The sequence below is a fragment of the Cryobacterium sp. Sr8 genome (genome assembly GCF_004403225.1).
Taxonomy (GTDB): Bacteria; Actinomycetota; Actinomycetes; order Actinomycetales; family Microbacteriaceae; genus Cryobacterium; species Cryobacterium psychrotolerans.
This window is the reverse complement of the sequence record NZ_SOHO01000014.1, coordinates 42,379-60,800: the sequence shown is the minus strand read 5'-3', so window position 1 is coordinate 60,800 and position 18,422 is coordinate 42,379. Positions and strand designations below refer to the sequence as shown.

The window sequence follows — 18,422 nt, the reverse complement described above, 5'->3', positions numbered from 1 at the left end:
ACAAAGTACCTTCGTTCGGCCCGGGAAGGTACTTTGTCCGCAACTCAGCGAAGTGCGGGGCAGGGCGCGGGGGCAGGGGGCGCGGCGGCTAGTGCGAGAGCGCGGCCACCCGGTGCGGCCGCACGACAAACCACAGCGCGAGGATCGAGACGAGGGCGGTCGACCCCATCACGGCGCCCATCGGGATGGCGTTGCCCACGCCGAGAAGCCCGACGACCGGGGAGATGAGGCCGGCAACGCCGAAGTTCCCGGCGCCGAGGAGGGAGGCCGCGGTCCCGGCCTCGTGCCCGTGCGCGTTGAGGGCGATCACCTGAACGCTCGGCAGCGTGAAGCCGCAGGCGGCGATGAAGAACCACAACGGAACGAGGATGCCCCAGAGCCCGGCGCCGGCGGAGTCCAGCAGCACGATGGCCGCCGCGGTGACCGCCAGTACGACGGTCGACACGGTGAGGATCCACTGCGGTCCCACGTTCCAGCGGTGCATCAGCCGCGAGCTCAGCTGCACGCCGAGAACGATGCCGAGGGAGTTGACGGCGAAGAGCATGCCGTACTGCTGCGGGCTGAAGGAGTACACCTGCTGGAACAGGAAGGAGGAGGCCGACAGGTAGGAGAACAGCCCGGTGAAGGTCATCGCGCCGATGATCGCGACGCCGACGAACGTGCGGTCACCCAGCACCGACCGGTACCGCTGCGCCAGCGAGTTGTGCCCAACGGCGTGGCGTGCGCTCTCCGGCAGCGTCTCGACGATCCAGAGCGCAACGGCCACGATCACCACGGCGCCATAGGCGGCGAGCACCCAGAAGATGCCGCGCCAGCTCATCACGAGCAGCAACTGCGAGCCGATCACCGGGGCGAGCACGGGCGCCAGCCCGCTCACCAGCGCAAGGCGGGACAGCATCCGCACCAGCGGCTTGCCGCCGAAGAGGTCCCGCACCATCGCCAACGCGACGACCGCGCCGGCCGCGGCGCCGAAGCCCTGCAGCAGGCGGAAGACCCCGAGCCAGACGATGTCCTGCGACAGCGCCGCGCCCACGCTGGCCAGGATGTGGAACCCGGTCGCCAGCATGAGCGGCAAACGCCGCCCGACCTTGTCGCTCCACGGCCCCACGACCAGCTGGCCGAAGCCGAAACCGATCATCGTTCCGGTCAGGGTGAGCTGGATGGCGGCGGCCGAGACCCCGAGTTCGTTCTCCAGGGTCGGGAAGGCCGGAAGGTACAGGTCGATCGTGAACGGCCCGAGTGCCGTGAGCGCGCCCAGCACAATGATGTAGACCAGTCGCTGGCCGCGGGAGAGCGCATCCCCCGGGTGGCGCGCTGTCGAGGCCAGCTGCGCCTTCGCAATCACAGGGATGATGCCAGTAGTCAATTCGGGGACCTCGGTCTTGATGGGTGAAACGCACGGATGCGCGGCGAGCACGCGGCCCAAGTCACAGGCGTCGGCACCAGCAGCGGAAAGAGGACCGCCCGTTGAGTCAAGGCGAGACCCACTCCCGGTATTCCCGTTCGGGGGCCGGGAATCCGTTCGGATTGTCCAGCAGCCGCTCGAAAGCGAGCTCGGCCGCGCCGATCATGAGCAGGTTGGAGCCGAGCTCGGCGGCGCTGATCCGCACACTGCCAAAGGATGCGCCGAGCGCCATCGACGACACCCTGGCGAGCAGGCGCTCCGGGTCGACGGCGTGCAGCGCGGCGAGGAAACCGCCCAGCACCACGAGCTGGGGGTTGAGGATGTTCACGGCGCCCGCGAGCGCGACCGCCAGGTGGCCCTGCTGGCGATCGACCTCGGCCCGGACGGCGGGCGAATCGGAGGCCAGCAGCGCCTGCTCCAGCTCGTCGGCATCCGCGCTCACCAGGCCGAGCGCATCCAGCAGCTCGCGCCGGGTCACCTCGGCCTCCAGCGTTCCGGCTATCCCGGCGGAATCCGTGCGGTCGCTGCCGCTCACCCGCGTGTGCCCGAATTCCCCCGCGTAGCCGGCGACGCCGCCCACCGCGTTCCCGCCGACGATCATGCCGCCGCCGATTCCGCTCGCGCCGCCGTTGAGGTAGATCACATCCGCCATGCCCCTGCCCGCACCGAAGTAGCGCTCGGCCATCGCTCCCAGGCCGGCGTCATTCGCGGCGCGAACCGGGTAGCCGGTGGCCCGCTCGAGCATCTCGGTGAGCGGCGCATCCACCCAGCCGAGGTGCGGCGCGTGGCGCACGAGGCCGTCGTGAGCCCGCACGAGCCCGGGAACGGCGACGCCGATTCCGACGACCCGGAAGGCCGACTCAAGTTCTCCGCGCATCCCCTCGATGACCGCCGCGGCAATGTTCACGGCCTCCGTCACGCTCGGCGAGCGTTCCGTGGGGTAACGGATGCGCCGGTGCACGCTCCCGTCGAGCCCGACGATGCCGATGGTGACGGCGTCGATCTCGGGGTTCACGGCGAGCGCGACGACCCGCCCGCTGACGGCCACGATCGGGCTGGGCCGGCCGACCCGGTTGGTGGCGTCCGGCTCGCGCTCCTCGACCAGGCCCAGGTCGGCCAGTTCGCCGACTAGCGCTGCGATGGTGGAGCGGTTCAGTCCGGTCAGGCGGGTGAGCCGGGAGCGCGAGGCTGCGCCGTCGCGATGGACGAGCCGGAGGATGACGGAGAGGTTGCGCCGGCGCACGTCGTCATGGCTGGATCCCTGCACCTGTCCTCCACCGCCGCTCGTTCCGCCCCGGTTCCCCATGATACGTTGCCAATCTCAACAAATCAGGGAGAGCATCGAATGAGAATTGTTGTCACCGGCGGAAGCGGAAAACTCGGCCGCAGCGTCGTCACCCGTCTGCGCGGCGAGGGCCACCAGGTCGTCGTCTTCGACAAGGAAGGCGCGCGCGGGCCCGGTTTCCTCGGCATCGACCTCACCGACTACGGCCAGGTGGTCGACGCGATCTTCGGCGTCGACGATGTGGCGCCCGGCTTCGATGCCATCGTGCACCTGGGGGCGATCCCGGCCTCCGGCCTGCGCCCCGACGTGGCGACCTTCCACAACAACATGCTCGCCACCTACAACGTGTTCCAGGCGGCCCGGCGGGCGGGCATCAAGAGCATCGTCTACGCCTCGAGCGAGACCGTGCTCGGCCTGCCGTTCGACATCGACCCGCCGTACCTGCCGGTGGACGAGGAGTACCCGGCCCGCCCGGAGAGCACCTACTCGCTGGTCAAGCACCTCGAGGAGCAGCTCGCGATCCAGCTCGTGCGCTGGGACCCCGAGCTCAGCATCAGCGCCCTGCGGTTCTCCAACGTGATGGACCCGGAGGACTACGCGGCGTTCCCCGCCTGGGACGCCGACCCGATGCTCCGGAAGTGGAACCTGTGGGGCTACATCGACGGCCGCGACGGCGCCCAGGCCGTGTCGCGCGCGCTGGCCACGGCCAGGCCCGGCTTCGAGGCGTACATCATCGCGAACGCCGACACGGTGATGAGCCGCTCGAGCGCGTCGCTGGCCGCGGAGGTCTTCCCCGGCGTCCCGGTCGCCGCCGGCCTCGGCGAGCACGACACGCTGCTCTCGATCGAGAAGGCGAAACGGATGCTCGGCTACGCGCCCGAGCACGGCTGGCGCGACCACGTGGCGCCGACCGGCTGACGCGGGCCGCGGGTCTACACGCCGAAGACCGTCCGGTCCAGGAAGTCGTTCCGGAACTTCCGCTCGGGGTCCAGCCGCGCGGCGAGCGCCCTGAAGTCGGGCAGCTTCTCGTACAGCGGCGCCAGCGTCGCGGCGTCGGCGTGGAACAGCTTTCCCCAGTGAGGCCGGGCCGCGAACGGAGCCAGCCGCGCTTCGATCAGCGGCAACAGGTTCTCCACCGCTTCCGCTTCCGGCTTCCAGGTGAGGTGGAGGCCGATCCCGGCCCGCCTGTAGTTCGGGCTGAGCCAGAGGTCGTCGGCCGCCACCGTGCGGATTTCACTCACCTGCAGGAGCGGTGAGATCTGCCCGGCGAGGTCCCGCATGACCTCGATCGCGGCGACGGCATGCTCGCCGGGCAACAGGTATTCGCTCTGCAGCTCGTCGCCGCTGCTCGGCGTGAATCCCATCCTGAAGTGCGCCAGCCGGTCCGACCACGGGCCGGGCACGCCGAGCTGCTTCGTGCAGTTTTCCGCGCTGACCCCGGGCAGGGGATGCCGGTCGCTCGTGGCCGCCGTGCCGCCGAAGAACTCCGGGCGGCCCTCGAAGCGCGCCCCGGCATCCGTTCGACTCTTCAGCCACGCCTGCCCGACGGTGTCGCCGCGCCAGTCGGTGAACAGGCTGACGCTGTAGGCGCTAGCGGACACCTCGTCGAAGCGCTCGAGCACCCGCGCCCAGGGCAGGTTGTCGAAGACGTCCTGGCGCACCTCGAAGGCGGGCTGGATGTCCAGGGTCACCCGCGTGACGACGCCCAGGGCGCCGAGCCCGACGACCATCCCGGCGAAATCGGGGGTGTCGGCGCGGGAGACGGTGAGCAGGTCCCCGCAGGACGTCACGAGCTGCAGGGCGCGGACGGCGGTGGCCAGGTTGCCGTTGCGGTTGCCCGACCCGTGGGTGGCCGTGGCGATGGCGCCGGCCACGGAGATGTGGGGCAGGGAGGCGAGGTTGTGCAGGGCGAACCCCTGCCGGTTCAGGGCCTCGGCGAGCACGCCGTAGGTGGTTCCGCCGCTGACGGAGACGGTGGCGGCCCGGCTGTCCACGACGATGTCGGGGGCCAGGTTCTCGAGTGAGACCAGCACCCCGGCCGAGTCGGCGCCGTCGTTGAAGGAGTGGCGCGAGCCGAGGGCGTGCACGTGCGCTGCTGATGCGACGACCTCCCGCACCTGGTCGAGCGTGGCCGGTCGCCGGATGGCCGTCGCGCCGTAGCGGTGGTTGCCCGCCCAGTTGCGTACTTCGGTCACGGCTTGCGCCTCCACTCGGTTCATCCTGGTTCCAGCCGGGTCGATTCCAGCCGGCACATTTGATGCAACTCACAACATAACAACAAGGCCGCGGGATGGGGGGCGTGACGCCCTGGCCCGCGACCCTCCCGCTACCCACCCGTAACCCTCTCGGGGTCGGCCCCGGCGCGTTCGCCCGCGTCGGTTCCGGCGCGCTCGCCCGCGGGCAGCCTTGGCGCGTACGCCGGCCGGCGCACATTGACATCGCCCGGGAAAGGAATATGTTTATACCCAGAACATTTACCGTGGGCGGTCCCGCCCGCGCCAATCCCGATTCCCCAGGAGCCCTCGATGGCGATCGCCCCCACCCCCGACGACAGGTTCTCTTTCGGCCTCTGGACGGTCGGCTACACCGGCGCCGACCCGTTCGGCGGTCCGACCCGGCCGCCCCTGGACACGGTCGAGGCCGTCACCCGCCTCGCCGAACTGGGCGCCTACGGGCTCACCTTCCACGACGACGACCTGTTCCCCTTCGGCTCGTCCGACGCCGTGCGGCAGACCGAGATCGACCGCCTCAAGCAGGCGCTCGCCGACACCGGCCTGGTCGTTCCGATGATCACCACCAACCTGTTCAGCGCGCCCGTGTTCAAGGACGGCGGCTTCACCTCCAACGACCGCGCGGTGCGCCGTTTCGCGCTGCGGAAGGTGCTGCGCAACATCGACCTCGCCGCCGAGCTCGGCGCGCAGACGTTCGTGATGTGGGGCGGGCGTGAGGGCGCCGAGTACGACGCGGCCAAGGACATCCGCTCCGCGCTCGCCCGCTACCGCGAGGCCGTCAACCTGCTCGGCGACTATGTCACCGATCGCGGGTACGACATTCGGTTCGCGATCGAGCCGAAGCCGAACGAGCCGCGCGGGGACATCCTGCTGCCGACCGTCGGGCACGCCATGGCGTTCATCGAGACGCTCGAGCGGCCGGAGCTGGTCGGTGTGAACCCCGAGGTCGGGCACGAGCAGATGGCCGGGCTCAACTTCACCGCGGGCATCGCCCAGGCGCTGGATGCCGGCAAGCTGTTCCACATCGACCTGAACGGCCAGCGCGGGATCAAGTACGACCAGGATCTCGTCTTCGGCCACGGCGACCTGCACAATGCGTTCTCCCTCGTCGACCTGCTCGAGAACGGCGGCCCGGGCGGCGGGCGCGCCTACGACGGGCCGCGCCACTTCGACTACAAGCCCTCCCGCACCGAGGACACCGCCGGCGTCTGGGATTCGGCCGCGGCGAACATGCGCACCTACCTGCTGCTCAAGGAGCGCGCGGTCGCGTTCCGCGCCGACCCGGAGGTGCAGGAGGCGCTCGCGGCGTCGCGCGTGCCGGAGCTGGCGCAGCCGACCCTGGCGGCGGGCGAGAGCTACGACGACCTGCTCGCCGACCCGGCGTCGTACGAGTCGTTCGAGCCGGACGCCTACTTCGGCGCCCGGGGCTTCGGCTTCGTGCGGCTGCAGCAGTTGGCGCTCGAGCACCTCCTCGGCGCCCGCTGACCCGACCGCCGGCCGCCCGTCACCCCTTCCCTCCCCGTGGCCAACCCGGTGAAGGGGTGCCGGTGCCCTCCCCCTTCCCCCCGGGGGCCAACTCAGGAGATTCGGTATCCGCGGCGCCGGCAGCCGCGGAATCCTGCGGGAGTCGGTCGGCGGCATCCGGATTCTCCTGAGTTCGCCACAGGAACCAGCGCACCACAGGAACCAGCCCACAGACGCACCACCCACTGAGCGGAGAATGACGCCATGACGCTGGTTGCCGGAGTCGACTCGTCGACGCAGAGCTGCAAGATCGTGATTCGGGATGCCGCCACCGGGGCGTTCGTGCGGAGCGGCCGCGCGCTGCACCCGGCCGGCACCGAGGTCGACCCCGCCGCCTGGTGGGACGCCCTGCTGCTGGCGATCGCCGACGCGGGCGGCCTCGCCGATGTCGCCGCGATCTCGGTCGCGGCGCAGCAGCACGGCATGGTCGCCCTCGACGACGCCGGGCGGGTCATCCGGCCGGCCCTGCTCTGGAACGACACCCGCAGCGCCCCGGCAGCCGCCGCGCTGGTGGCCGAGGTCGGCGCCGGCGAGTACGCGCGCCGGGCCGGCTCCGTGCCGGTCGCCTCGTTCACGGTGACGAAACTGCGCTGGCTGCGGGACGCCGAACCGGCCCATGCCGCGCGCGTGGCCGCCGTCGCCCTCCCCCACGACTGGCTCGGCTGGCGGCTGCGCGGATTCGGCCCGGCGGGCGAGAGCCCGCTCGGCCCGGTGCTCACCGAGCTGACCACCGACCGCTCCGACGCGAGCGGCACCGGCTACTGGTCGCCCCGCACCGGCCAGTACGACCTGGACCTGTTCGAGCGCGCGCTCGGGCACTCCGCGTTCCTCCCCCGCGTGCTCGGCCCGGCCGACAGCCCCGGCGCCACCGCCGCCTTCCCCGTGCGCTCCCCCTTCCCGGGTTCCCAATTCGACGGACCCACCCCCGGCAGCCGGAGCGAGGTGCCGGCCGGGATCGTCGTGGGAGCCGGCGCCGGCGACAATGCGGGCGCGGCGCTGGGCCTCGGCGCCGGAGCGGGCGACGTGGTCGTGTCCATCGGCACGAGCGGCACCGTCTTCGCCGTCACCGACGAGCCCGCGGCGGATGCGACCGGCACCGTCGCCGGGTTCGCCGACGCGAGCGGCCTGTTCCTGCCTCTCGTGGCCACGCTCAACGCCGCCCGGGTGCTCGACTCGATCGCCGGGCTCCTCGGCGTCGACCACACCGAGCTCGGCCGGCTCGCCCTCAGGGCGGAGCCCGGCGCGGGCGGCTTGGTGCTGCAGCCCTGGTTCGAGGGCGAGCGCACGCCGAATCTGCCGGATGCCACGGCATCCGTGTTCGGGATGACCCTGGCCTCGACGACGAGGCCAAACCTCGCGCGCGCTGCGTTCGAGGGGCTGCTCTGCGGGCTCGCCGAGGGTCTCGACGCCGTTCGCGGGCAGGGCGTCGAGGCCGAGCGCATCCTGCTGATCGGCGGGGCCGCGCAGAACCCGGCGCTCCAGGCGATCGCCGCGCAGGTGTTCGACCGCCCGATCGTGGTTCCGGCGCCCGGCGAGTACGTGGCCGACGGCGCGGCGACTCAGGCCGCCTGGGCTCTCACCGGCGAGCGCCCGGCGTGGCCGCTGGCCCTGGCGGCGCGGCCGGCAGGCGACTTCCGTCCCGTCATCCGGGCCCAGTACGCCGAGCGCGCCCGGCACATCCGATAGGCCGCCGTCCGCCGGCGGCCCCTGTCATCATGCCTCCAGCACCGCACCCTGGGCCGCTTCCGACCGCCACCGGCCAACGCGCCGCGCGCCGCCCCGCGCGCCGCCGCAACCGCGCGCCGCCCCTAGACCAGCGTCTCGCCGATGTACCCGCCCTCCGCGCACCCCGGCGGGATGGCGAACACCGCCGAACCGATCGGGGTGGTCCACTCGCCCAGCAGGTCGAGCTCGTCGAGGCGCCGCTGGATCGGGACGAACTGCCGGTCGACATCCGCCTGGAACGATGCGAAGAGCAAACCCGCGTTGGAGATGCTGCCGCCGGTCGGGGCGTCGTTGTAGTTGTAGCCGCGGCGCAGGATGCGTTCGTTCGGGTCGGCGGATCGGGCGCGGCGCAGGTGCGAGAACTCCGGGATCACGGGGAACCCGATCGCGGTCTTCGCGGCGAAGTCCGGCTCGTCCGTTTCCCGGCTGCCGGTCAGCGGAGCACCGTTAGTCAGGGTGCGCCCGACGGACGCCTCCCGCCCCGGCCGGTCGAGCCCGTCCCACTTGTCGAGGTCCATCCGGATGCGCCGCAGCACGAATCCGGTGCCGCCCGCCAGCCAGCCGGGGCCGTCCGCCGCGCCCCAGACCAGCTTCTCGAAGTCCGGCGTGCCCGGGACCAGGTTGACGGTCCCGTCGACCTGGCCGAAGAGGTTGCGCATCGTCGTGCCCGGTTTCTCCGAGCCTGACGCACGGCGGAATCCGGTCTGAACCCAGCGCAGCGCCCCGAACGACCGGCTGTCCTTCAGGAGCATCCGGGTCGCGTGGGCGACCGTGAGCGGGTCGTCGGAGCCCACCTGGAGGAGCAGGTCCCCGCCGCCCCAGGCCGGCTCGAGCCGGTCCACGCCGAAGGCGGGCAGCGGCCGCAGCCAGCCGGGCGCCGCGCCGCCGGCCCGCTCGACAAGGCGTCGGCCGACGCCGATCGTCACCGTGAGCCGGGCCGGCCGGACCGCGAGTTCGGGCTCCGCGTCAGCCAGTGCACCCTCCCCCTGGCTGAGCCGCGCCGCGTCGTCCGTGAGGATCCGCAGCATCCGTCGCAGCGCCGCCTTGTCGGTCTGGTCGGCGAGGTCGAGGGCCAGGTAGGTGACGTGCGCCTGCGGGGCGGTCTCGATGCCGGCCTGATGCGCCCCGTAGAAGGGCACCGTCGCCGCCCCGGTGAGGGCCGCCTCGGCCGGGGGCTCTGCCGCCTGGCCGCCTGACCGGCCGGCCAGGTCGATGCCGATGGCCCCGGCCGCGCCGATGCCCGCTGCCGCGCCGCCGAGGAGCAGGTGCCTCCGGCTGAGACGGCGGCCGGCCGCCGGTTGCTGGCCGGCCGCCGGTTGCTGGTCGGCCGGCGGTTGCTGGTCGGCCGGCACTAGTTGCCCATGTCCATGTCGCCCTCGTAGGACTCGTTTCCGCCGGAGAAGTCCTTGGCGGGGGCGTCGAACTCGAAGATCGATCCGTCGGACAGGGTCAACGTGAACGTGACCTCGTCGCCGGCCTTCACCGGGTTCGCGAGGCCCATCAGCATGATGTGGTTCGCGCCAGGGGCGAGTTCGAACGAGTCGCCGGCCGGAACGACGTAGCCGCCGTCCGTCTCCTGCATGACCATCTCGCCGGAGTCGTTGGCGACCGTTTCGTGCAGCTCGACCGTGGCCGACGCCGGGGTGGCCGCGGACACGATGGTCACGTCCTCGTCACCCGTGTTCTCGAGCACACCGAATGCGGCCGACATGCCGCCGTCTGCGGCCTTCATCCAGGCCCCGTCAATGGCCAGCGAGTCGGCCTGCTTCGTGGCGGCGGCGGCGGGGGCCGCGGGGGCGGCTGTGCCGGCGCAGCTCGTGAGCGTGAGCACGACCGCGGCGGCGACGACGGCGAAACGGGTGGCGGGGGTGATCTTCATGTGCTGGTTCTCCTGGGCAGGTCGGTGTGCGCGTCGGTGTGCGGGGTCGATTGTGTTGTGAATGAGTGAATTCCGGGCCGGCGATGTGCGGGTCACGGGCGGCTCTTCTTCCTGCGCAGCACGGCGAAGACGGCGAAGGCGGCGAGCCCGATGCCGGCCCCGATGAGGCCGACGCCCCACAGGGGCAGCCCGCCGGTTTCGGCGGCGGATGCCTCGGCGCGCGCATCCGGGTACTCGGACTCCGAGTGCGTCCCGGCTTCCTCGTCCTCGCCGGCTTCCTCACCGGTGGAGCTGCCTGCTCCCGGCGCCTCCGCCGGCGGCTCGTCCCCCACGGAGAAGCGGAAGGTTCCCGAGATGGGGTGTCCGTCCGCGGACACCACCCGCCAGCGCACGTCGAAGGTGCCGTCGGGCAGGCCGGTCTTGAGCGGCTGCACGACGGTTGCGCCGTCGATGGCCATCGGCCCGTCTACCCAGTCCTGTCCGCTCTCGTCGACGACGAGCATGAGCGCGCCGACGGCGATCACCTCGTCCGTGAACTGCATGGTGACGTCGGCGGGTGCCGTGTCGAGCTGCTCGGACTCGGCCGGAGCGGTATAGGTGACCTGGTCGTGCGCGTTGGCGGCAGGCACGAAGGGGCCCAGCACGGCGAGGGCGGCCAGCGCCAGAGCGGCGGCGGCGCGGCGTTTGCGATGGGGGTGAGGGTGGGGATGGGGATGGGGATGGGGGTGGGAATGGACATGGAGCTGGGTCATGAGGCTGTTCCTCCAGAGGGGGGTGGAGCCAGGGTCGCGGGACCCCGGGCTTGCGGGCTTGCGGGCTTGCGGCTCGCGGATGCGGTGCGCGGAACGACCGTCCGGGGCCGGAGGTGGCCTGAGTTGGCCTGAGTTGGCCTGAGTTCACCCGAGGGCGACGAATTCGCGCCGATCAGTCCCGGTGCCGGCCGATAGGGGCGCGTAGCCCCCGGCGGACCAGTCGGGCGAGGCGAGGTGAGGCGAGGCCAGACGCGGCCAGCTCGAGCCAGGCGAGGCCGGCTCAGACCGGGCGAGGCCGGCTCAGACCGGGCGAGGCCGGGCGAGGCCGGGCTCAGGTCAGGCCGGGCGAGGCCGGACTCAGGTCAGGTCAGGTCAGGTCAGGTCAGGTCAGGTCAGGTCAGGTCAGGTCAGGTCAGGTCAGGTCAGGTCAGAAGACGGGACGCGGCCGCGGCGGTCCGCGATGGGGCGTGCTCGAGAGCAGAACGCCCAGGTCGGTGGGAACGAATACCGCCGCGAGCGCGGCGCGCACGGCGCCGGCATCCAGTCGCACCGGCACGACGGCGAAACCGGCGATGAGCACGGCGGCCAGCCTGGTCCGGGTGAATTCGACCAGCGACCAGAACGTCTTCTCGCCACGGCGGAGGGCGACGATCGTCACGACGGCGGCGAGCGCGTGGGCGACCCACATCCAGGCTCCGAGGTGCGCGAGGCCATGGGAGGCGACGGCCGGAGCGGCCGCGGCCACGGATACCACGCCCGCGTGGTGGGACGCGCCCGTCTGCGTCAGCGTGGGGGCGCCGGCGGCGCCCATGCCGAACAGGAGGTGGAACAGGAACTGGCTGAAGCCGACGGACACCGACAGCCGCACCAGCGAGAGGGACTTGCCGGCCAGGGCGATGCTGACCGGTACGGCGAACGCCATCGCGAGCGCGACGCCCATCAGCCCCGGTGTGCTCCCGCCGCCGACAAGATGCGAGAAGGCCGCGACGAAGACGGCCACGGATGCGGTCAGCCATCCCCTGGCCAGCCTCGCCCACCTGGTAGTCATCACATGTCTCCAACACGGCAGCACCCTCGCCTGTGGAGGGGCTCTTCACTGTCCATCCTACCGACGCGGCCCGCGTCGGCCCGAACGTACACTGGCAGGGACGGGAGGCACGGCATGCGCATCTACGGAAGTACGACGGACGACGCGACCCGCTGCGTGCACTACGCCACCGCCCTCGACATCGTCGCGATCAAGTTCCGGTGCTGCGGCCGCTACTACCCGTGTTACCAGTGCCACGCCGAGGGCGAGACGCACCCGGCCGTGCGGTGGCCGGCGGCGGAATGGTCGGAACGAGCCATCCTCTGCGGCGAATGCCGCACCGAGCTGACGATCACGGCCTACCGGCAGACCACCTCCTGCCCGGCCTGCGGCGCCGCGTTCAACGAGCGCTGCGGCCTCCATGCCCACCTGTACTTCGAGGTCCCCGAGCCGGCGCCTGAGCCGACCCCCGAGCCGGCCACAGCACCCCCGGAGGGTATCCGGGAGTAGCGCTACACTGGCGGCACACTGCAACCGAGGAGGGATTCCGCGGATGGGCCAGCCGACCGAGACGGCCGTGATCGAGGTCAAGGGCGTGCACTGGGCCTCGTCCAAGGCCGTCGCCGAATCCGTGCTCGGGCGTCGGCCCGGGGTGAGCAGGGTCGAGGCGAACCCGGTGGCCCAGACCGCCACCGTGACCTTCGATCCGGAGCAGACGTCGATTGCCGACCTGGCCCGCTGGGTTCGGGACTGTGGCTACCACTGCGTCGGCCGCTCCGTCCCCGAGCACATCTGCGACACGATGGCGGAGGCACACGCGGCGCCGCACACCGAGGCGGCTTCCGCCCCGGCCCACGCCGATCCCGCAGGCCACGCAGGCCACGCAGGCCATGCCTCGCCCGCAACCCGGAGCGCGCAGGATGCCATGGGTCACGGCGGCCACGGCGAGATGTCCATGGACGCCATGATCCGCGAGATGCGCAACCGGTTCGCCGTCGCCGCCGTGCTGTCGGTGCCGATCACGCTGTGGTCGCCGATCGGGCGCGAGGTGCTCGGCTTCACCGTTCCGGCGCCCTTCGGCCTCCGCGACGACGTCTTCGCGCTGATCCTCTCCCTCCCGGTGATCTTCTACGCGGCCTGGATCTTCTTCGACGGCGCGTACCGGGCGCTGCGGGCGCGCACGCTCGACATGATGGTGCTCGTCGCCGTCGGCGTGGGGGCCGGCTGGCTCTACAGCCTGGTCGTGACGCTCACCGGCGGCGGCGAAGTCTTCTACGAGGCGGCCACCGTGCTGGCCAGCTTCGTGCTGCTCGGGCACTGGTTCGAGATGCGCGCACGGGGCGGGGCGAACGATGCCGTGCGCACCCTGCTCGAGTTCGCCCCGCCCCTGGCGCTGGTGATCCGTGACGGTCAAACGGTGGAGGTACCGAGCTCCGAAGTGCTCCCCGGGGAGCTGATGCTGGTGCGCCCGGGGGCCAGGATCCCGACCGACGGCGTGGTCGAGGAGGGCGAGTCCGAGATCGACGAGTCCATGATCACCGGGGAGAGCCTCCCGGTTGCCAAGGCCGTCGGCTCCGGCGTGATCGGCGCCACCGTGAACACGACCGGAACGCTCCGGGTGCGCGCGACGAAGGTCGGGGCGGACACCGCGCTGGCCCGGATCGTGGCGCTGGTCCAGGAGGCGTAGAACTCGAAGGCGCCCGGGCAGCGGCTGGCCGACCGCGCGGCATTCTGGCTGGTGCTCGTCGCCCTGATCGGCGGCGGCGTCACGCTCGGGGCCTGGCTGCTGGCCGGCGCCGCGCTCCCCACCGCGATCCTGTTCGCGATCATCGTCGTCGTCATCACCTGCCCGGATGCCCTCGGCCTGGCCACTCCGACGGCCATCATGGTGGGCACGGGGCTCGGCGCGAAACGCGGCGTGCTGTTCAAGAACGCCGGCGCCCTCGAGACCTCGGCGCGGATCGACACGGTCGTGATGGACAAGACCGGCACCCTCACCCGGGGCGAGCCGGAGGTCACGGATGTCATCGCCGTCGGCATCGACGAAGACTCGCTCCTCACCCTCGTCGCCGCAGTGGAACGGGAGTCGGAGCATCCGCTCGCCGCCGCCATCGTCGCCTACGCCGAAGCCGGCCACGCGCCCCCCCCCTCGCCCTCGCCCTCGCCCTCGCCCTCGCCCTCGCCCTCGCCCTCGCCCTCGCCGAACCGTGAGTTCGGCACCTTCGTTGGGGAACGAAGGTTCCAAACTCACAGTTCGGCGGGGACCCCGGCCGCGTCGGATTTCCGGAACGTTCCCGGGCATGGCGCCGGAGCAACGGTGCAGGGGCGGCGCGTGTTCGTCGGCAACCGCAAACTGATGCTCGCGCAGGGCATCGACCTCGCACCGGTGGCGGCGCAGCGGGACGAACTGGCGTCGACGGGGCGAACGGCGGTGCTCGTCGCCGTCGACGGCCGGGCGGTCGGCGTCATCGCCCTGGCCGACGCGCCTCGCGAGAGCGCGGCCGCAGCGGTGGCCGCGCTGCACGACGCCGGCATCCGGGTCGTCATGCTCACCGGCGACAACGAGGCCACCGCCAGGCGCATCGCCGAGAAACTGGGCATCGACACCGTGATCGCCGAGGTGCTGCCCGAAGACAAGGCAGCGAAGATCGCCGAGCTGCAGGCATCGGGCAAACGCGTCGCCATGGTCGGCGACGGCGTCAACGACGCCCCGGCGCTGGCGCAGGCCGATCTCGGCATTGCCATCGGCGCAGGCACGGATGTCGCCATCGAGACGGCGGACGTCGTGCTGATGCGCTCCGATCCGCTCGACGTTCCCGTGGCCCTGCGCATCGGAAAGGGCACCCTGCGCGAGATGCGGCAGAACCTCGGCTGGGCCATCGGCTACAACGTGATCGCGCTCCCGATCGCCGCCGGCGTGTTCTACCCGTCGCTCGGCCTCATGCTCAGCCCGGAGATCGCGGCGATCTCGATGTCCGGCTCGAGCGTCATCGTCGCCGTCAACGCGCTGCTGCTGAAGCGGCTTCCGCTGCCCCTGCCGGCCGGAGCCGGCCGAGCCTAGCTGGCGGCGAGCAGGTCCTTGAAGTCCTGGATCTCCGCCTCCTGGGCCGCCACGATGGCCTCGGCCAGGGTCTTCGCCTCGGCGTTCTTGCCGGTCTTCAGCTCGGTCCGGGCCATCGCGATCGCGCCCTCATGGTGGATCAGCATCTGCTGCAGGAACAGCCTGCCGGCCTCCGGGCCCGTCGCATCCTCGAGCGCGGACATGTCCTCCTCGGACATCATCCCGTCGGTCCCGTGGTCCATGTCGGCCATGCTCCGGTCGGCGCCCCAGGCGTCGAGCCAGGCCTCCATCTGCTGGATTTCCGGCTCCTGGGCGGCCTTGATCCCGGTGGCGAGGTCGACCACGTCCTGGTCGACGCCGTCCGTGTCGAGGATGATGTCGCTCATCTCCACGGCCTGCTCGTGGTGGGGGATCATCATCTGCGCGAACGCGACGTCCGCCGCGTTGAAGGATTCCGAGGCCGCCGGGGCATCCGAGGCACCGGACGTGGCGCCGGCGCAGCCGCTGAGGGCGAGCGCGGCGGCCACCACCGCCGCGGCCAGGAGGGAGGTGCGAGAGGTGTGACGTCTGTTCGTGAGCATGGTTCTATCCAATCATGGTGCAGCGGCGGGAAGCGAGGAGCCGTTCGAGGTCAGCGCGCGGCGGCGAGGTCCCGCCGCTCGGCGGAGTCGGCCTGCGCCGCGGGCGCGTCGACGCGGAGCCCGCGGAAGCCCCGCAGCCGGAGGCTGTTGCTCACCACGAACACCGACGACAAGCCCATCGCCGCGCCGGCGATCAGGGGGTTGAGCAGGCCGAGCATGGCCAGCGGGATCGCGGCCACGTTGTAGGCGAAGGCCCAGAACAGGTTGGCCTTGATGGTGGCCAGGGTGCGCCGGGACAGCCGGATGGCATCCGCGGCGGCGACGAGGTCGCTCCGCACCAGGGTCAGGTCGCTGGCCTCGATCGCGACATCGGTGCCGGTGCCCATGGCGATGCCGAGGTCGGCCGTGGCGAGCGCGACGGCGTCGTTCACGCCGTCTCCGACCATCGCGACGACCCGGCCCTCCCGCTGCAGTTCGCGGATGACCTCGGCCTTCTCGGCCGGGAGCACGTCGGCGCGCACCTCGGTGATGCCGACCTCGGCCGCGACCGCCCGGGCGACGATCTCGTTGTCGCCGGTCAGCAGCAGCGGGCGCAGGCCCAGGCGGCGGAACTCGGCGACGGCCGCCGCGCTGTTCGCCTTGACCACGTCGGAGACGGCGAGGATGCCCCTGGCCTGCCCGTCCCAGGCGACCGCGACGGCGGTCTGCCCTCGGGACGCGAACAGGGCGAGGGCGTCGGCGAGCTCGGCCGGAAGCGTGATGCTCCACTGGTCGGCGAGCCAGCGCGGGCGTCCGACCAGCACGAGGTGCCCGTCGACGACGGCCTGCACGCCGAGGCCGTCTTCCGAGGCGAATGATTCGGCGGTGGGGAGCGCGGCCACGCGGTCCAGCGCCCCGGCGGCGATCGCCGCGGCGATGGGGTGCTCCGAGCCGGTCTCGGCGGCGCCGGCGAGGCGCAGCAGCTCGTCTTCGGCCACGCCTGCGGCGGGAACGGCGGCGACGAGGGTCATCCGGCCGGTGGTCACGGTGCCGGTCTTGTCCAGCACGATGGTGTCGACTCGGCGGGTCGATTCGAGGATCTGCGGCCCCTTGATCAGGATGCCGAGCTGGGCGCCGCGCCCGGTGCCGACGAGCAGGGCGGTCGGGGTGGCCAGCCCGAGGGCGCAGGGGCAGGCGATGATCAGGGTCGCCACGGCCGCCGTGAAGGCCACGACCGGGCCGGCGCCGATGAGGAGCCAGACCGCGAGGGTGGCCAGGGACAGCCCGATCACGATCGGTACGAAGATCGCCGAGACCCGGTCGGCCAGGCGCTGAACGTCGGCCTTGCCGGCCTGCGCCTTCTCGACGAGCCGCCCGATCTGGGCGAGCTCGGTGTCCGAGCCGACCCGGGTGGCCCGCACGACGAGCCGGCCGCCCGAGTTGAGCGTGGCGCCGACGACGATCGCGCCGGGGCCGACCTCCACCGGAACGGCCTCGCCGGTGAGCATGCTGGCGTCGACCGCCGAGTTGCCCTCCACGACCTCGCCGTCGGTCGCGATCTTCTCGCCCGGGCGGACCACGAAGAGGTCGCCGACCACAAGCGATGCGGTGGGGACCCGGGTCTCGACCCCGTCCCGCAGGAGCGTCGCCTCCTTGGCGCCCAGTTCCAGCAGGGCCTTCAAGGCCGCGCCGGAGCGTCGCTTCGCCCGTGCCTCGAAGTAGCGTCCGGCCAGGATGAAGACGGTGACCGCGGATGCGACCTCCAGGTAGATCTCGTCGGCCCCGGCCCCCGGTTCCGCCGTGAAGGAGAACTCCATCGTCATGCCGGCCATCCCGGCCATGCCGAAGAACAGCGCGTAGAGCGACCAGCCGAGCGAGGCGAGCACGCCGACGCTGATCAGGGTGTCCATCGTCGCCGCGCCGTGGCGGGCGTTGACCCAGGCCGCGCGATGGAAGGGCCAGGCGCCCCAGACCGCGACGGGCGCGGCGAGGGTGAGGGCGAGCCACTGCCAGTTCGTGAACTGCAGCGCAGGAATCATCGACATCAGCGCGACCGGCGTCGCGAGGAGCGCGGAGACCATCAGCCGGTGCCGCAGGCTGACCACTTCCGAGTCCGCCTCGTCGACGGCATCCGGGCGGGCAGGGGGTGCCGGCAGCACGGCCGTGTACCCGGTCGCCTCGATGGTGGCAATCGCGTCGTCGACCGTGGTGCCCTCCGGCACGAACAGGGTGGCCTTCTCGGTCGCGTAGTTGACCGAGGCCTCGACGCCGGGCATGCGGTTGAGCTTTTTTTCGATCCTCGCCGCACAGGACGCGCAGGTCATCCCGCCAACGACAAGTTCGACCTGCTGCCCGCTCATCAGGGCTGGGTCACCAACTCGTAGCCGGCCTCGTCGATCGCAGCGGCGACCGCGGCGGGGTCGAGCGCACCCACGCTGGAGACGAGGACCTTCGAGACGCCGCCCGACACGAGCGCGACCTCGACATTCCGGGCGCCCTCGATCCGGCCCAGTTCCTCGGTGACACTCTTCACGCAGTGTCCGCAGGTCATGCCGGAGACCTCGAGGATGCTCGTGGTCAGGTCGGTGTCGTTCTGGTCAGTTGCGCTCATGAGCTGCAGTCCCTTTCGATGGCGTACCCCCCAGGGGTACCGCAATCACTATACTCCTTATACCTCCGGGGGGTATAGTGTCGGCATGGAAGAATCGACCGAAACGGCGGCAATGCCCCACTCGGGCCCGCACGGGTACATCTCCAACAAAGACGACTACCTCAAGCGGCTGAGCGCGCTGCAGTCCGTGGCGCTCGGGCTGCTCGACGACCACCTGAACCACTGCGTCGTGGATGCCGCCGCGGCCGGCGGTCCGGAAGCGGACCTGAAGATGCGCGAGGCCTCGGCCGCGATCGCCCGTCTGGTCCGCTCCTAACCAGCCGGCGGCCGCGCGCACCCACGCCAGCGCGGCCCACGTCAGC

General features: G+C 71.7%; 15 protein-coding genes and 1 pseudogene. 6 read left to right on the top strand and 10 right to left on the bottom strand.

The genetic code is table 11. The features are described 5' to 3' along the window. Positions 1 to 88: 88 nt before the first annotated feature. The gene (locus E3T54_RS01750) at positions 89 to 1,351 is read right to left on the bottom strand and encodes a multidrug effflux MFS transporter (protein WP_370254615.1); all 1,263 of its coding nucleotides are present in this window, start codon (positions 1,349 to 1,351) and stop codon (positions 89 to 91) included. 121 nt (positions 1,352 to 1,472) lie between these two features. Continuing rightward, on the bottom strand, positions 1,473 to 2,672 hold the full coding sequence (locus E3T54_RS01745) for an ROK family transcriptional regulator (RefSeq protein ID WP_241977003.1): 1,200 nt from the start codon (positions 2,670 to 2,672) through the stop codon (positions 1,473 to 1,475). A 78-nt stretch (positions 2,673 to 2,750) separates the two neighbouring features. Here E3T54_RS01745 and E3T54_RS01740 point away from each other — a divergent pair, with 78 nt between their 5' ends. Continuing rightward, positions 2,751 to 3,608, top strand: a complete 858-nt coding sequence (locus E3T54_RS01740; protein ID WP_134474295.1) for an NAD(P)-dependent oxidoreductase — start codon at positions 2,751 to 2,753, stop codon at positions 3,606 to 3,608. Between the two features lie 14 nt (positions 3,609 to 3,622). Here E3T54_RS01740 and E3T54_RS01735 read toward each other — a convergent pair whose 3' ends face one another. Then, positions 3,623 to 4,885, bottom strand: coding sequence for an FAD-binding protein (locus E3T54_RS01735; RefSeq protein WP_370254603.1), 1,263 nt, complete (start codon positions 4,883 to 4,885; stop codon positions 3,623 to 3,625). Positions 4,886 to 5,215: 330 nt separating this feature from the next. Here E3T54_RS01735 and xylA point away from each other — a divergent pair, with 330 nt between their 5' ends. Then, complete coding sequence (xylA, locus tag E3T54_RS01730) at positions 5,216 to 6,406, top strand: xylose isomerase (protein ID WP_134474293.1); 1,191 nt, start codon at positions 5,216 to 5,218, stop codon at positions 6,404 to 6,406. A gap of 243 nt (positions 6,407 to 6,649) precedes the next feature. Continuing rightward, positions 6,650 to 8,131, top strand: coding sequence for an FGGY family carbohydrate kinase (locus tag E3T54_RS01725; protein ID WP_134474292.1), 1,482 nt, complete (start codon positions 6,650 to 6,652; stop codon positions 8,129 to 8,131). Between the two features lie 122 nt (positions 8,132 to 8,253). On the opposite strand, the gene E3T54_RS01720 is transcribed toward E3T54_RS01725, so the two are convergent. The 4 genes from E3T54_RS01720 to E3T54_RS01705 all read right to left on the bottom strand — a co-directional run bounded on the left by E3T54_RS01720 (position 8,254) and on the right by E3T54_RS01705 (position 11,849). Next, the gene (locus tag E3T54_RS01720) at positions 8,254 to 9,522 is read right to left on the bottom strand and encodes a Dyp-type peroxidase (RefSeq protein ID WP_134474291.1); all 1,269 of its coding nucleotides are present in this window, start codon (positions 9,520 to 9,522) and stop codon (positions 8,254 to 8,256) included. After that, a complete protein-coding gene (locus E3T54_RS01715) occupies positions 9,522 to 10,049 on the bottom strand; it encodes a copper chaperone PCu(A)C (protein ID WP_134474290.1) in 528 nt (175 codons plus the stop codon). Before E3T54_RS01715 ends, E3T54_RS01720 begins: the two co-directional genes overlap by 1 nt. A gap of 92 nt (positions 10,050 to 10,141) precedes the next feature. Then, positions 10,142 to 10,801, bottom strand: coding sequence for a copper resistance CopC family protein (locus E3T54_RS01710; RefSeq protein WP_134474289.1), 660 nt, complete (start codon positions 10,799 to 10,801; stop codon positions 10,142 to 10,144). A 427-nt stretch (positions 10,802 to 11,228) separates the two neighbouring features. Then, complete coding sequence (locus E3T54_RS01705; RefSeq protein WP_134474288.1) at positions 11,229 to 11,849, bottom strand: hypothetical protein; 621 nt, start codon at positions 11,847 to 11,849, stop codon at positions 11,229 to 11,231. Between the two features lie 114 nt (positions 11,850 to 11,963). On the opposite strand from E3T54_RS01705, the gene E3T54_RS01700 reads away from it, so the two are divergent. Together E3T54_RS01700 and E3T54_RS01695 are read left to right on the top strand one after the other, a co-directional pair. Then, complete coding sequence (locus E3T54_RS01700) at positions 11,964 to 12,338, top strand: CHY zinc finger protein (protein ID WP_134474287.1); 375 nt, start codon at positions 11,964 to 11,966, stop codon at positions 12,336 to 12,338. 43 nt (positions 12,339 to 12,381) lie between these two features. After that, a pseudogene (locus E3T54_RS01695) lies at positions 12,382 to 14,889 on the top strand (heavy metal translocating P-type ATPase). Here E3T54_RS01695 and E3T54_RS01690 read toward each other — a convergent pair. The 3 genes from E3T54_RS01690 to E3T54_RS01680 are packed head-to-tail and all read right to left on the bottom strand — an operon-like array spanning position 14,886 to position 18,060. Beyond that, a complete protein-coding gene (locus E3T54_RS01690; RefSeq protein WP_134474286.1) occupies positions 14,886 to 15,470 on the bottom strand; it encodes a DUF305 domain-containing protein in 585 nt (194 codons plus the stop codon). The pseudogene E3T54_RS01695 and the gene E3T54_RS01690 sit on opposite strands and share 4 nt — an antisense overlap. A gap of 50 nt (positions 15,471 to 15,520) precedes the next feature. Further along, a complete protein-coding gene (locus tag E3T54_RS01685) occupies positions 15,521 to 17,809 on the bottom strand; it encodes a cation-translocating P-type ATPase (protein WP_134474285.1) in 2,289 nt (762 codons plus the stop codon). After that, positions 17,809 to 18,060, bottom strand: a complete 252-nt coding sequence (locus E3T54_RS01680; RefSeq protein ID WP_370254597.1) for a heavy-metal-associated domain-containing protein — start codon at positions 18,058 to 18,060, stop codon at positions 17,809 to 17,811. The genes E3T54_RS01685 and E3T54_RS01680 overlap by 1 nt, the downstream gene beginning before the upstream one ends. Before the next feature lie 85 nt (positions 18,061 to 18,145). On the opposite strand from E3T54_RS01680, the gene E3T54_RS01675 reads away from it, so the two are divergent. Then, positions 18,146 to 18,376 (top strand): metal-sensing transcriptional repressor, encoded by a 231-nt coding sequence (locus E3T54_RS01675; protein ID WP_134474284.1) that lies wholly within the window; start codon positions 18,146 to 18,148, stop codon positions 18,374 to 18,376. The last annotated feature ends 46 nt before the right edge of the window (positions 18,377 to 18,422 follow it).